The 15,320-nt window shown below is 34.9% G+C and carries 8 protein-coding genes; 5 read left to right on the forward strand and 3 right to left on the reverse strand.

What is annotated here, in order from left to right:
- Window positions 1-67: 67 nt before the first annotated feature.
- The 3 genes from RB619_RS17650 to RB619_RS17660 form a co-directional block, all read right to left on the reverse strand.
- The gene (locus tag RB619_RS17650; RefSeq protein ID WP_308099904.1) at window positions 68-2,983 is read right to left on the reverse strand and encodes an FAD-linked oxidase C-terminal domain-containing protein; all 2,916 of its coding nucleotides are present in this window, start codon (window positions 2,981-2,983) and stop codon (window positions 68-70) included.
- Window positions 2,984-3,116: 133 nt separating this feature from the next.
- Complete coding sequence (gene nagB, locus RB619_RS17655; protein ID WP_308099906.1) at window positions 3,117-5,045, reverse strand: glucosamine-6-phosphate deaminase; 1,929 nt, start codon at window positions 5,043-5,045, stop codon at window positions 3,117-3,119.
- Window positions 5,046-5,184: 139 nt separating this feature from the next.
- On the reverse strand, window positions 5,185-5,934 hold the full coding sequence (locus RB619_RS17660; protein WP_308099907.1) for a DeoR/GlpR family DNA-binding transcription regulator: 750 nt from the start codon (window positions 5,932-5,934) through the stop codon (window positions 5,185-5,187).
- 245 nt (window positions 5,935-6,179) lie between these two features.
- On the opposite strand from RB619_RS17660, the gene RB619_RS17665 reads away from it, so the two are divergent.
- The 5 genes from RB619_RS17665 (at window position 6,180) to RB619_RS17685 (ending at window position 15,293) form a co-directional block, all read left to right on the forward strand.
- Complete coding sequence (locus RB619_RS17665) at window positions 6,180-9,446, forward strand: TonB-dependent receptor (protein WP_308099909.1); 3,267 nt, start codon at window positions 6,180-6,182, stop codon at window positions 9,444-9,446.
- 32 nt (window positions 9,447-9,478) lie between these two features.
- Window positions 9,479-11,215 carry a RagB/SusD family nutrient uptake outer membrane protein gene (locus RB619_RS17670; protein ID WP_308099911.1) on the forward strand — a complete coding sequence of 579 codons (1,737 nt, stop codon included), beginning with the start codon at window positions 9,479-9,481 and terminating at the stop codon, window positions 11,213-11,215.
- 250 nt (window positions 11,216-11,465) lie between these two features.
- Window positions 11,466-12,665, forward strand: coding sequence for a DUF1343 domain-containing protein (locus RB619_RS17675; protein WP_308099913.1), 1,200 nt, complete (start codon window positions 11,466-11,468; stop codon window positions 12,663-12,665).
- Between the two features lie 124 nt (window positions 12,666-12,789).
- Entirely contained in the window at window positions 12,790-13,611 is an 822-nt protein-coding gene (gene murQ, locus RB619_RS17680) for an N-acetylmuramic acid 6-phosphate etherase (RefSeq protein WP_308099915.1), read from the forward strand.
- Window positions 13,612-13,787: 176 nt separating this feature from the next.
- The gene (locus RB619_RS17685; protein WP_308099917.1) at window positions 13,788-15,293 is read left to right on the forward strand and encodes a sodium:solute symporter; all 1,506 of its coding nucleotides are present in this window, start codon (window positions 13,788-13,790) and stop codon (window positions 15,291-15,293) included.
- Window positions 15,294-15,320 lie beyond the last annotated feature (27 nt).

The following is a 15,320-nucleotide window of genomic DNA, read 5'->3' on the forward strand; positions in this document are numbered from 1 at the left end:
TTATGCGTTACTTGATGTAAATCGCAACACACAATTTTTTATTTATTTTCTGCTCTCTTTGAGAGACTTATTTCAAACAGTCTCTTAAAATCGTCACCGGATGCATTGCTTTTCTGTTTGTTCCGTCAAAAATCTGGTGGCGACAGCTTGTTCCCGCAGCAGCAATTGCTGTTGTAGATTCTGTTGCACGAATTTTTGGAAACAAAGTATCTTCTCCCATTTGCATACTGATTTCGTAATGCTCTTTTTCATAACCAAAAGATCCTGCCATACCACAACAACCCGAATTATAAATCGTAACCGTACTATTTTTTGGTACATTCAGCATTGCAAAAGAAGCTTCAACGGTACTTAATGACTTTTGATGACAATGTCCGTGAATCTTTATTGTTTTTTCTACATCTGAAAATTGTCCGGAATGAATTTTTCCAGTTGTAATTTCTCTTTTGAAAAATTCTTCGATAGTAAAAACATTTTTTGACAGTTTTTCTGCGCTTTCTTTGTCTTTTGCCAATCGCAGATATTCGTCTCTAAAAGTCAATATAGCCGATGGTTCTATTCCGATTAATGGAATAGCATCAGAAATTAAATCTTTGAAAATAGTCACATTTTTATTGGCAATTTCCTGTGCTTCTTCCAGAAAACCTTTTGATATGAAAGCTCTTCCACTTTCTTCGTGATCTATAATAATGACTTCGTAACCTAGCGCCGTCAGTAATTCGTATGCGTCAATTCCAACCGGCACATCATAATAATTGGTAAACTCATCACAAAAAAGATATACTTTTCCGTTTTTAAAAGAATTATTTACTGCCGATTTTTTATTTTTTTCGTACCATTTTTTAAAGGTTTTTGGAGCCAAAAGCGGTACTTGTCTTTCAGGAGCAATTCCCATGCTTTTTTTGACCAAAGACAAATTGGCCACAAAATTTGTCATTGACGGCGCAATGCTTCCAAACTTATTCAACTTCGAATTGAAAGCAAATATTTTATTGCGAACAGAAAACCCGTTTGCTTTTTGATATTGGTATAAAAATTCGGCTTTCAAAGTTGCTACGTCAACATTACTTGGGCATTCGCTGGCGCAGGCTTTACAGCTCACACACAACTCAAATACTTTGTATAATTCTTCGTGGTCGAATTTATTTTCTTTTTCAGAATTGGTTAAATATTCTCTGAGCGCATTTGCTCTAGCGCGAGTAGTATCTTTTTCGTTTCGAGTAGCGCGATAACTTGGACATAAAGTTCCACCTGCCGAAGGTAATTTTCGACAATCGCCAGAACCATTACATTTTTCGGCAGCGCGTAAAATCCCTAAACTGTCTGAGAAATCCTGAATCGTTTTAATATCTGGTTCAACTCTTCCCGCTTCAAAACGAAGATTTTCATCCATTTTTGAAGCATTTACAATTTTCCCAACATTCAAAATGGTATTTGGGTCAAATGCTTTTTTTATTCGTTTTAGCAGTTCATAGTTTTTATCACCAATCATAAAAGGCAGAAACTCCCCTCTTAAAATTCCGTCGCCATGTTCACCGCTTAACGAACCTCTGTATCTTTTCACCAAATGAGCCACTTCCGTAGAAATATTTCTGAATTGGTGTAATCCTTCTTTTGTTTTTAAATTGATCTTTGGACGCAAATGCAATTCTCCGGCTCCAGCATGTGCGTAATAAATCGCACTTTGTCCGTGTCTTTCCATCATTGCCGCAAAATCGGCAATATAATTAGGTAAATCGCTCAATTCAACTGCCGTATCTTCAATAGAATCGGCTGCTTTATCATCACCAACAATACTTCCTAAAAGTCCAAGACCAGCTTTTCGAACCTCATTTACTTTATCAATATCGGCACCGTAAATTTTAGGGAGCGCATATCCAAAATTATTATCTTGAAGATCTTTAATCAAAGCGTCAGCTTGTAGTTCGGCATCTTCCATACTAATATGCGATCCCACTTCAAGCATAATAACAGCTTTAGGTTCGCCTACAATAAAAAATCGGTTTTTAGATTGTTCCCTATTGGTTTTGGTACAATCTAAAATCGTATCGTCCATCATTTCGCAAGTGTACAAATGATGTTTCATTGCCGTAACCACCGCTTCTAAACTTTCGTGAATGGTATGAAAATGCGCCACAACCATAATATTGTTTGTGGGTGGCAAATCATCAACTTTCAAAGTAATCTCAGTCGTAAATGCCAAAGTTCCTTCACTTCCGCAAAGCAATTTCCCTAAATTGATTGTATCTTCAGTTCCCGAAAAAAGTTCTGATTTTAATAATATGTCAATCGCATAACCTGTATTTCGTCTGTGAATTTCAGGTTTTGGAAATTCTCTATTAATTTCTTCCTGATTTTCTTTATTCGAAAGTTCCTCGTAAATCGTTTTATAAATTTTATTTTCTAAAGAATCGCCTTTCGTTTTCTCAATAAATTCCTCTGAAGTTAAATCTTTAAAAACCGCAATACTTCCGTCACTTAAAACCGTTTTTAACGCTACAATTTTATCTCGGGTAACGCCATAACGAATCGAAGTTGTTCCTGATGAATTGTTCCCCACCATTCCACCAATCATACAGCGATTTGTCGTTGAAGTTGTTGGGCTGAAAAATAATCCGTGTGGTTTTAAATACAAATTCAGTTCATCTCGAATTACTCCGGGTTGGACTGTAATGGTTTTCTTTTCGGCATCAAAAGCAACAATTTTGGTAAAATGTTTTGAGACATCTACAATAATTCCGTTTCCAACCGTTTGTCCCGCCAACGAAGTTCCTGCCGTTCTGGGTGTTATTGAAATATTATTTTCTGAAGCAAAGCGAATGATTTTTACAATATCATCTTCGGTTTTAGGAATCGCAACGGCTTCTGGCATAATTCTATATGCAGAAGCATCTGTAGCGTACAGTTTTTTATGAAGATCATCATAAAAAAGCGTTCCTTCTAAGGAATCAGATAGTTGTTTTAATTGATTTAAATCAGGCATTATTGTATTGTGTTGTTTTTGGTAGTTAATTTGAAAAGCTGCTATGATTGTATAATTTTAAACCTGACGTCCCGATCCCGAAGCTTCGGGACGGGATAAAATCTCGCCAGGTTCTTTCATACAAGCATACTAACTAATAATCAAAACGTTTGAAAGCTTCAATAGCTTCATATTCTGCTAATCCTAATTCATCATAAAGGATTGCTGTATTTTTATTTCGGTCTTCGGCTCTAACCCAGAATTCTCTTGAGTCGTTTCCTTGGAACATAACTCGGTCTTTTTGAGACTGGTGATATAAAATCGCGTGGCGTTTCAACAATACTTCTGATGGAGAAAGCGGTACTGCCATGTCAATTTCATGAATATCCCATTCGTGCCAAGCGCCTCTGTACAACCATAGCCAGCAGTCGTCCATGTATTTTTCTGGTTTCAATGCTGCCATCGCTGCAAAAATTGCGTTCAGACAAACTTCGTGTGTTCCGTGCGGATCTGCTAAATCGCCCGCAGCAAAAACTTGATGCGGTTTTATTCTTGAAATGATTTCTTTTACAATTTCAATATCTTCCTGACCTAACGGATTCTTTTTAACCTGTCCTGTTTCATAAAACGGAAGATCTAAAAAGTGCGTGTTTTCATCTTTTAATCCGATGTATCTTGTTGCTGCGTACGATTCTCTTCTTCTGATTAATCCTTTAAGTTTTCTAACTTCTAAAGAATCAATCTGATTTTCAGATTTGTTATTTAAAAATTCAATAACCGATTTGAAATTGATGTCTTTTGGAAGATTTTCTCCAGCAAAATCGTTGCAAACTTCGGCGAACTTCAATGCTTCGTCATCAGTCACAGCAATATTTCCAGAAGTCTGATATACAACATGTACATCATGGCCTTGTTTAATTAATTTTGAGAAAGTTCCTCCCATCGAAATCACGTCATCATCTGGATGCGGACTGAAAAGGATTACTCTTTTTTTAGCTGGATTGGCTCTTTCAGGACGATGCGAATCGTCTGTATTGGGTTTTCCGCCCGGCCATCCTGTAATAGTATGCTGCAATACGTTGAACATATTGATGTTCAAATCGTAGGCAGAACTTCCAAGCGCAAGTAAATCAGACATTCCGTTGTTATTATAGTCACGGTCTGTTAATTTTAAGATAGATTGTTTCGTTTTTTTACAAAGCCAAACGATGGCTTTACTTTTTAATTCTTCTGTCCAAATACATTCTCCAACCAGCCAAGGCGTTTTAAAACGCGTTAATTCTGATGCTGCAGATTGATCTAAAACGAAAGTTGCATTTGGATGATTTTGTAAAAACGTTGCTGGAACTTCAGAACTGATATCGCCTTGGATTGTTCTTTTAATAATAGAGGCTTTATTTTGTCCCCAAGCCATCAAGACAATTCGCTTTGATTTCATAATGGTCGAAACTCCCATTGTGATTGCACGTTTTGGAACATTGTCAATTCCATTAAAGTCAGATGATGCATCGACTCTTGTAATATGATCTAAAGTAATGATTCGAGTTCCTGAATTGATGTGAGATCCAGGCTCATTGAATCCAACGTGACCCGTACGACCGATTCCTAGTAACTGAAAATCAAGTCCACCAGCATTTTTAATTTTTAATTCATAATCAATGCAATATTGATTTAAATCATCTAAAGCAATTGTTCCATCAGGAATATTTACGTTTTCAGGCTTAATATCAATATGATTAAAAAGATGCTGGTGCATGAAGTAATGATAGCTTTGGCGATTCTCTTTATTCATTGGATAATATTCATCCAGATTGAAAGAGATTACATTGGCAAAGCTCAATCCTTCTTCTTTATGCATTCGAACCAATTCTTCGTATACTTTAATTGGCGAAGATCCTGTAGCCAGGCCAAGTACACATGATTCATTAGTAGATTGTTTGGAACGTATTAATTCAGCTATTTCTTGAGCGACATTTTTTGAAGCTTCAGCAGAATTTTCAAAGATTACATTATGATTTTTTTCAAATCGGGTTTCTTCAAATTTTCCAGGTATGTCGTAAGCCAAAGAAGTAGTGGTTTTCATAATATATCTATTGTAGTTAAAATTTAGTTTTAACAAATATAGATACAAAAATCAAAACAGTTACATTATTTTGCGTTATTTAACAAAATAAAATTAAAATAACGCAAAAAAACGCATAAAAGCTAAACTGAATTTTAAATTACAATATAAAAACGCCTGATTTTCGGTATTCTTCAAGCCTTGCATCTTCCGGATTTAAATTCGTTACAATTGTATCCAAATGGTTTAAATCGCAAACAACATGAGGCATTTTTGTATCAAGTTTTTCTGAAGAAAACATGGAAACCACTCTATCAGAAGCTTCTATCATTGCCTTTTTTACCATTGAGACTTCATAGCCAATCTCAGTAAGTCCTTGTTTAATATTGATACTACTCGCGCCTATGAAACAAATATCGGCTTTAATTTTAGATACAACCTGCATTACATCGATACCAATTGTTACCATTGCGTTTTTTTGCATTTTTCCTCCAATAAATATTAAATCGATATTTGGATGCTGCGACAACTGCATTGCAATTGGAAGACTATACGTATATATTGTAGCTTTTAAATCTGAAGGAATCAGTTTTGCAAATACTAAATTTGTACTTCCTCCACTCATAATAATAACCTGATCATCATGCAACAAAGACAATGCTTTTGTTACGATCTGTTTTTTTTCCTCTTCATCTGAAATATGTATATCAAAAACATTTGCAGATTTTTCTTTAACCTGAACTGCCCCGCCATACACCTTTTCCAGTAGTTTCTTGCTGTCGAGTTCGTTTAAATCTCGTCTAATAGTATCTTCCGACAAATCCAGAGCCAAAGCCAAATCAGTTGTCACAACCTTCTGTTCTTCAACAAGCTTAGTCATTATATATTTATGTCTTTCGGCTTTCAGCATTTTTTTAAAAAGTTAAAATTCAGAGCAAATATATCAAATAATTCTATTGAATGTGTAGGATTAAGAAAAAACTGCAATAGTTTGCGTTTTTGTCTCTAAAAACTTAAAATTGAAAAAATGAATATTTAAAAATTGCGTTATTTTGCGTTATTTTAGTTAATTTTTGAAAAAAAATACAAAATAATGCATTTGTATGCAATAAATAAATATATTTGCTCAACAACCATAAAAAAAACCAGATAATTATGAAAAAACTATTTCTTATTTCATTGTTGGTTTTGTTCATTCAAGCAAGTTTTGGGCAAACAAAAACAATCACTGGAACTGTAAAAAACAAAGCAGATGGATTTCCGATACCCGGAGTCAGTGTAATGATCCAAGGAACTTCCAATGGAACTACAACTGATTTTGACGGAAAATTCAGCATCGGCATAGCGCCAGGCCGAGCACTGGCTTTTAGCTACATGGGATTTGAAACTCAAGTAGTAAAAATCGAAGGGCAACAAACTGTTAATGTTGAACTATCTTCAAGCACTGCAAAATTAGATGAAGTAGTTGTAGTAGGATTCTCTTCTCAGAAAAAAGCAAATCTTTCAGGAGCTGTTGCTAAGGTAGATGTTAAAAAAGCTTTAGGAAGTATTCCTATTACAGATATCACAAAAGGTTTACAAGGAACTACTCCAGGACTTAATATTACTTATAATTCAGGTAACATAAGCAAAGGATCGAATGTTAATATTCGTGGAGCTGGAACTATTGTAAATGGAGTAGCTACAGGATCACCACTTATTTTAGTAGATGGTGTTCCAGGAGATTTGTCAATGTTAAATTCAGAAGACGTAGAATCTATGTCTGTACTTAAAGACGCAGCTTCTGCTTCTATTTATGGTGCACGTGCTGCTTTTGGAGTTATATTAATTACTACTAAAAGCGGTAAAAATGCTAAAGGAAAAGTACGATTTGCTTACAGCAACAATACAGGTTGGAGCAACCCAATTTCTTTGGTTCAATTTAATGATCCTACTGTAGAACTTCCTGCAATGATCGAGGCACAAGCCAGAGCTGGTAACGCAAATCCAGAATCTTTTGGTATGAACTACAAAACATTATTGCCTGGTATCATTAACTGGAAGCAAAAATATGCTGCAACAAGAAACCCAAATGACAAAAATATGATCTTAGGAGAAGATTTTGATGTTATTGGTGGAAAAGAATATTTCTACAGAATTTGGAATCCGCATGATGAAATGTTGAAAAAGAATTCGGTACAAACACTTCATAATTTATCAGCTCAAGGTTCTTTGGGAGAAAAAAGTTCATTTATTGTTTCGTTAGGTCTTGCTAATCAAGAAGGTGTAATGAAAATCAATACTGAAACCAACAAAAGATTCAATCTTAACCTTGGTATGACTACACAGTTAGCAAGCTGGCTTACTGGAGATTTTAAAGTATTAGGAACTTTCCAAGAATATGATTCTCCTTTCAACTACTACAACAGTGGTCTTGATACTGATGGTAATGGATATTTTGGATACTACATGCGTTGGGGTTCTTACTTCCCATATGGCACTTATAATGGTACTTACTTTAGACATGCGCCAGGTTATATGGCAAATGCTTCTCAAAATGAAAGCAAATCGAATGATATGAGGATAAGTGGTAGACTTACTGCTCAAATCACAAAAGACTTTAATATCGTTGGAGAATACAGTATAAACAACAATTTCTCAAGTCTTAAAATGAACGGTGGCCAGATACCTCTTTGGGACTGGTGGACAAGTGCAGCTGACTTAGTTGCAGGAAAACCTACAATGATGGAAAGTGCAAATGATTTTGTTGCACAAGCTAAATCATCTTATACAAGAAATGTGGCAAATATCTTTGGAAATTATAGCAAAACATTAGGTGACAACCATAACTTTAAATTATTAGGTGGTTTGAACTCTGAATGGTATGATTTTGAAAGAACGTATGCTCGTAGAAATACACTTTTAGATAAAAACAAACCAGAATTTAACTTAGCTATTGGTGATCAATTTACTTCACCACTTGTTTCTACTGCAATTTTAAATCCAGGTTTATCAAGATATGCAATTGCCGGATTCTTTGCACGTGTGAATTATGACTACAAAGGGAAATATTTATTGGAATTAAACGGACGTTATGACGGTTCATCAAAATTTCCTACTGATGAGCAATGGGGATTCTTCCCTTCTGCTTCTGTTGCATATAGAATTTCTGAAGAAGGTTTCATGGAAGGCACAAAAAGCTGGTTAAATGATTTAAAAATCCGTGGATCTGTTGGTTCAATTGGAAATCAAAACATCGCGGCTAATGCCTTTTTACCAACTATGACTAACGCTAACCCTTTTTGGTTAGGAAGTGGCGCAACTGTACCACCTTCTGTTAATCAGCCATCAAACGTTGATCCAAACTTAACATGGGAAAAAGTAAACTCTCAAGATGTTGGTATTGATATTAGAATATTTAATATGTTAGGTTTGACTTTTGATTATTACCAACGTGATACAAAAGGAATGTTAGCTCCAGGTAAAACGCTTCCAGGTTCATTTGGTCAGGCTGCTGCCAATACGAACTCAGGAAATTTAAGAACAACTGGTTGGGAATTAGCGATTAACTTTAACAAACAAATCAATAAAGACATTAATGTTTATACTGATCTTGCTCTTTATGACAACACTACAGAAGTAACGGAATGGAACAACACTTCTAAACTTTTGGGATCTTTTTATGCAGGTCAAAAAATTGGAGAAATCTGGGGATTAGAAACAGACCGATTAATTCAATCAACAGATCAGATTGACGCAACAGGATTAATAGTAAACGGTGTTGATTATAAAAACATTAGAACAGGTGCTTTTAGATATGGTGCAGGAGATGTAATGTACAAGGACTTAAATGGTGACGGAGTAATCTCAAGAGGAGATGGAACAGCTACTAATCCTGGAGATTTAAAAGTTATTGGTAATACAACGCCTCGTTATCAATATAGTGCTCGTGTAGGAGGTACTTTTTATGGATTTGATATTGATGCTTTCTTTCAAGGAGTTGGAAAACGTGAATATTGGGCAACTTCTGACTTAATATTACCGTTCTATAATAGAACAGATGCGCTGTACGAAAACCAAAATGACTATTGGACACCACAAAATACAGATGCGTATTTCCCTAATCCATACCCTGGACATGCAGGTAACGCTTTTGGAACTTATGCACCTGGATCAAACAATTTTGTTGCGCAATCACGTTATTTATTAGACATGTCTTATTTACGTTTAAAATCGATGACTATTGGATATACTTTCCCTAAAAGTATTACACAAAAAGTGGGAATTGATAAAATCAGACCGTACATTTCAGGCTTGAACTTAGCTACTTGGAAAAGCAGTAAATTGCCAGTAGATCCTGAAATCAATGAAACTGAAGCAGCATGGGGAAGAACTTTCCCTTACTCTAAAACATGGTCAGTTGGTATACAACTTGCGTTTTAAAAAATGTATTTAAAAATTAAAAATTAATCAAAATGAGAAAACTAATAATAAACTCTAGGATAAAACTATCAGTTGCCTTGCTTACTTTTGCAAGTTTAGCTGTTAGCTGTTCAGACTTTTTGGATACACCTCCAGAAGATGTGTTTACAGACGACAATTTTTGGACTTCAGAAAATAACGTAAAGACATATTCTTGGCTAAACTATAACACCTTTAATGGGTACGGAAATAATGCTGGAACTACAGCTGATTTTTACTTTCATGCTACATCTACAGGATTAATAGACGACAACTTAGCCATGAACGTTTTCACCAACTTTCCGACGGCTGCAAATGCTACTAATGCAAACTGGAACGAATATTACACATTGATTCGTCGTTGCAATCTTATGTTAGAAAGAGTGCCTAATGTTCCTATGGATCAGACAAAGAAAAACCACTACATAGGTGTTGCAAAGTTTTTTAGGGCTAATACGTATTTTCGTTTAGCACAACAGTTTGGAGATGTACCTTATACAGACCAATATTTAGCTCAAAATGATGCTAATGTTTACAAACCTGCTATAACGAGAGCACAAGTAATCGACAATGTAATTAAAGATTTGGAAGAAGCAATTCCAATGTTGTTAAACGTTGATGATAGTAATGTTACCGTAAATAAATATACTGCATATGCATTATTAAGCAAAGTGTGTTTAACTGAAGGTACTTACAGAAAATATAACTTGGCGCAAAATGGAAATGCTTACCTTCAAAAAGCAAAAGATGCTTCTTTAGCAGTAATGAATAATAACTCTTACAAACTAAACGCAGATTGGAAAGCACTTTACAATTCTCTTGAGTTATTAGGAAACACTGAAGTAATTTTGACAAAAAGATACATTAAAGGTGTTTTAGGAAATGGTATTCAAGCATACACAAATACATCTACTGTTCAAAACGGATTGACAAAATTTGGTGCAGAAAGTTATGTAACTACTAACGGATTGCCTATCAAACAAGCTGGAAACGCTCAATATTTAGGTGATGCTACAATTGCTAATACTTTTGCTAACAGAGATCCAAGATTTGCTAAAGCTTTCAGCAACGCAGATTACGCTTATTCTGACAAGCCATTTAATGGTTTGACATCGATAACAGGATATGTATTCCAACTGTACAACAACCCCGCTACAACAGGTACAGAGGTTACAACAATTGGACAAAATCAAATTGATGCTCCAATTTTTACACTTAGCGAAGTTTACTTGAATTATGCTGAAGCGTGTGCAGAATTAGGTACAATAACGAATGCTGATCTTAACTTGTCAATTAACAAAGTTCGTACACGTGCAGGAATCGCTGTTTTAACTACAGACGGAACAAATGCTGCTGCTAATGGCGTACAAATCGATGACCCACAAAGATCAACTGCATTAGAAGCAAAAGCAGGAATTGTTAATCCAATTATCTGGGAGATTCGTCGTGAGCGCAGAATTGAGTTTATGAGCTGGACAACAATGAGAAAAGAAGATCTTATGCGTTGGAAAAAAGGAGATTATTTAGATACTAATGCTAATCCAGATGTTATTTTAGGAGCTAGAATAGTTGCCTTGATCGGAGGAAACACTAAAACAAAAGTAAATGCGCAAGGATATGTAATTCCTTATGCTGCAGGTGTAACAAGATTATTTGTATCACCAAAAAATTACTTAAGTGCAATTCCAACAAATGACATCAATTTATACGCAGCAGAGGGTGTAACATTAAAACAAAACCCAGGCTGGTAATTCGGAATTCATAAAATAGATTGCCCCTTAAAATAAAAAACTGCCTCTGGAACCTAATTAACCAGAGGCAGTATTTAAAAAAGTCTTTTCTCATCACATCAAGAGACAGACGAAATAAAATCCCAATCTGAAAACTCAGATACCCATTTCTACAATACCACACTACAACAATCAAAAAAACATCAATAGCAATCAAATTATAACTAATTTTATTAGTGCATTTTTGCCTTAACTATTAACTGTAATTACAATGATAAAATTCATAGCAAAAAGTGTTCTTATTGTAACTTCTTTCTTTGTTACGACTTCTTATTCAAATTCACTTGAAGCGGTGGCAAAAAGCAGTAGCTCAGCAATTAATCCTCCTGCAATCAAAACGGGAGCCGATAATTATGAGAAATACTTGCCGCTTTTAAAGGATAAAAAAATAGGAATCGTCACCAATCAAACCGGACTTTTGTCTAACAAAACGCATTTGGTAGATTTTTTGCTTGAAAAAAAAGTTGCAGTACAAACCATTTTTGCTCCTGAACACGGATTTAGAGGAACTGCAGATGCAGGCGAACATGTTGTTGACGGAAAAGATGCTAAAACCGGTTTATCAATAATTTCTCTTTATGGAGACAATAAAAAACCAAAACCGGAACAATTAGCGGGAATCGATATTATGATTTTCGATTTACAAGATGTTGGCGCTCGTTTTTACACTTATATTTCTTCTTTACATTATGTAATGGAAGCTTGTGCAGAAAACAATGTTCCCCTAATAATCCTTGACCGTCCAAATCCTAACGGAAGTATTGTTGACGGTCCCCTTTTAGAAAAAGAATTTACAAGTTTTGTAGGCATGCACCCTATTCCGCTTTTACACGGAATGACAATTGGAGAATATGCACAAATGGTAAATGGAGAAAAATGGCTAAAAAATGCTGCACAATGCAAACTTACTGTTATTCCATGTGTCAACTACAATCGAACAATGCAATACAGTTTATTGGTAAAACCATCTCCAAATTTGCCAAACGATCAATCTATAAACCTATACGCGAGTTTATGCCTTTTTGAAGGAACCAATGTTAGCGTAGGACGCGGAACTGAAACACAATTTCAAATTTATGGTTCTCCTTACTTAACAAAAACCAATTTCAGCTTTACGCCAAAGCCAAATTTTGGAGCCAAAGATCCGCTTTATAACGGAAAAGAATGTTTTGGTGAAGATTTAACTTCTTATCCTAAACTAACCAAATTAGAATTAAAATGGCTTATAAAAGCCTATCAAAATACCAGCGACAAAACGAAGTTTTTTAATGCTTTTTTCACCAAACTTGCCGGAACAAAAAAACTGCAACAACAAATTGAATCTGGAGTTTCGGAAAAAGACATTCGAGAAAGCTGGAAAAAAGATTTAGAGGCTTTTAAAATCAAGAGAAAGCCCTATTTACTCTACTAAATAAAACTGTTTTTCAACCCCCAAATTGACTATTTTTTATCAAAATAGAGACCCCTTATACAAATAATCGAAAGCAAAAAATATCAAAATCTGCTGTTTCAACAACCAAAAAAAGAAAAGAAAAATGAACAATAAAAATCCTGAAACTGAACAAGAATCTTTGTACAAAGATTTGGATCAAATGAGCGTGAAACAACTTCTTATCAACATCAATACAGAAGATAAAAAGGTACCACAGATTATCGAAGAACAGATTCCTAAAATTGAGAAACTGGTTAAAGCAATCGTAAAAAAAATGCAGTTGGGTGGACGATTATTTTATATTGGAGCGGGAACTTCTGGAAGAATCGGAATTTTAGATGCTTCAGAATGCCCTCCTACTTTTGGCGTACCGCATGATATGATTATCGGAATTATTGCTGGAGGCGATACTGCCATTAGAAAAGCAGTTGAAAATGCTGAAGATGACACGGAACAAGCTTGGAAAGATCTAGCCAAATTTGAAATTTCAAGTTTAGACATGATAATCGGAATTGCTGCTTCTGGAAACACACCTTATGTTTTGGGCGCTTTGAAAAAAGCTAAAGAACACAATATCAAAACGGGAAGTATTTCCTGCATCAGCAACGGTCTTATTGCTCAAGAAGCAGATTATCCAATTGAACTTATTGTAGGGCCAGAATTCTTAACAGGAAGTACGAGAATGAAAGCAGGAACGGCTCAAAAACTAACTTTAAACATGATCTCTACTTCGGTAATGATTAAGCTTGGAAAAGTAAAGGGCAACAAAATGGTCGACATGCAACTGTCTAACGAAAAACTAGTAAAACGAGCAATCAAAATGATTATCGAAGAACTTGGAATTGAATATGATTTAGCCGAAGAATTACTTCATAAACACAAAAGCGTAAGAGCGGTTTTACAGGCTCAAAACAAAAATCTGTAAATCTAAAAACCACACATTAAAATCTTTTTATAGATTTATACAAATCAAAAACTGCATTTTTTCAATTTTTGAGTTTTAACGGCGGCCTAACAAGCTTTAAAATTTGTTAGGCCTATTAAAATGAAATGCATTTTGCTTGAGTAATTTACAAAAAGACAAACCATCAAAACTATAAAATGACACCAAGTACCATCCTTCTCCTTATTATTGTTTATTTCGGAACATTATTTTATATCTCGCATAGAGTGAGCAGAAAAGACAGCGGAAATGATGCTTTTTTTACTGCCAATAAAAACTCAAAATGGTATTTAGTTGCTTTTGGTATGATTGGAACTGCTCTTTCTGGAGTAACTTTTATATCTGTTCCTGGAGAAGTTGGCGCACCAAGCGGTGAACAATTTAAATATTTTCAGTTTGTATTAGGGAATGCACTGGGATTTATCGTAATCACAAAACTTTTACTTCCGTTATATTACCGAATGAATCTGACCTCAATTTATGGTTATATTGAGCAAAGAATGGGGCTCTACAGCTACAAAACTGCCGCTTCGATTTTCTTAATCAGCAGAACCATAAGTTCGGCATTCAGGCTTTATTTAGTGGTGATTGTATTGCAGCGTTTTGTGTTCGATTTCTTTCATATTCCATTTGCCTTGACGGTATTAATCTCATTGCTTCTTATCTTCTCTTATACGTATAGAGGCGGACTAAAAACGATTATTATTACAGATACTTTACAAACTTTCTTTCTTGTAACATCGGTTTTTCTTACTATTTATTTCATTTGCGACCGTATGGATTTAAGTGCCGTTAGCGCATTCGAAGAAGTAAAAAACAGCAACTATTCTAAGATATTTTTCTTTGATGATTTCTTTGGAAGTAAATTCCATTTCATCAAACAAATTTTAGGGGGAATGTTCGTTACCATTGCTATGACAGGACTTGATCAGGATTTAATGCAAAAAAACCTGAGCTGTAAAAACATTGGCGAAGCACAAAAAAACATGTTCACTTTTACAGGAATCTTCGTTGTGATCAATATTTTCTTTTTAAGCGTTGGAGCCTTATTATACATCTATGCAAATAAAAACGGAATCGCAATTCCAACTGATTTCGTTACAGGCAAACCAAGAACCGATTTACTTTTCCCCGAAATTGCCCTAAATCATTTAGCCGTAGTTCCTGCCATTGTATTTTTACTTGGAATTATCGCAGCTACTTTTGCCACTACAGATTCGGCTTTAACAGCTTTAACCACTTCTTTCTGCGTTGATTTTTTAGGCATGGACAAAAGTGAAAATACAAGAAAAAATACGGTTAGAACGAGACATTTAGTACACATCAGTTTTTCGGTATTAATTTTCTTTGTGATTATAATTTTCAATACCATTAACGATAGCTCTGTTGTGGGAATGATTTTCAAAGTCGCTTCTTATACTTACGGACCATTGTTAGGATTATATGCTTTTGGATTGTTCCAAAAATCAAGAAATGTCAATGATAAATTGGTACCGCTAATGTGTTTGGTCGCTCCTTTCGTAACCTATTTGATAAATGAAAATTCGAAATTGTTATTTGCTGGATATGTTTTCGATAATGAGTTAATCGTTTTAAACGGATTAATTACCTATTTAGGATTATACCTTACAAGTTCACGCACAAGCGAAAAAATAAGTTTTTAAGCATCTTAAAAACACAAATAATCTACT

Origin of the sequence: Flavobacterium sp. LHD-80 (assembly GCF_030929605.1) — a bacterium.
Taxonomy (GTDB): Bacteria; Bacteroidota; Bacteroidia; order Flavobacteriales; family Flavobacteriaceae; genus Flavobacterium.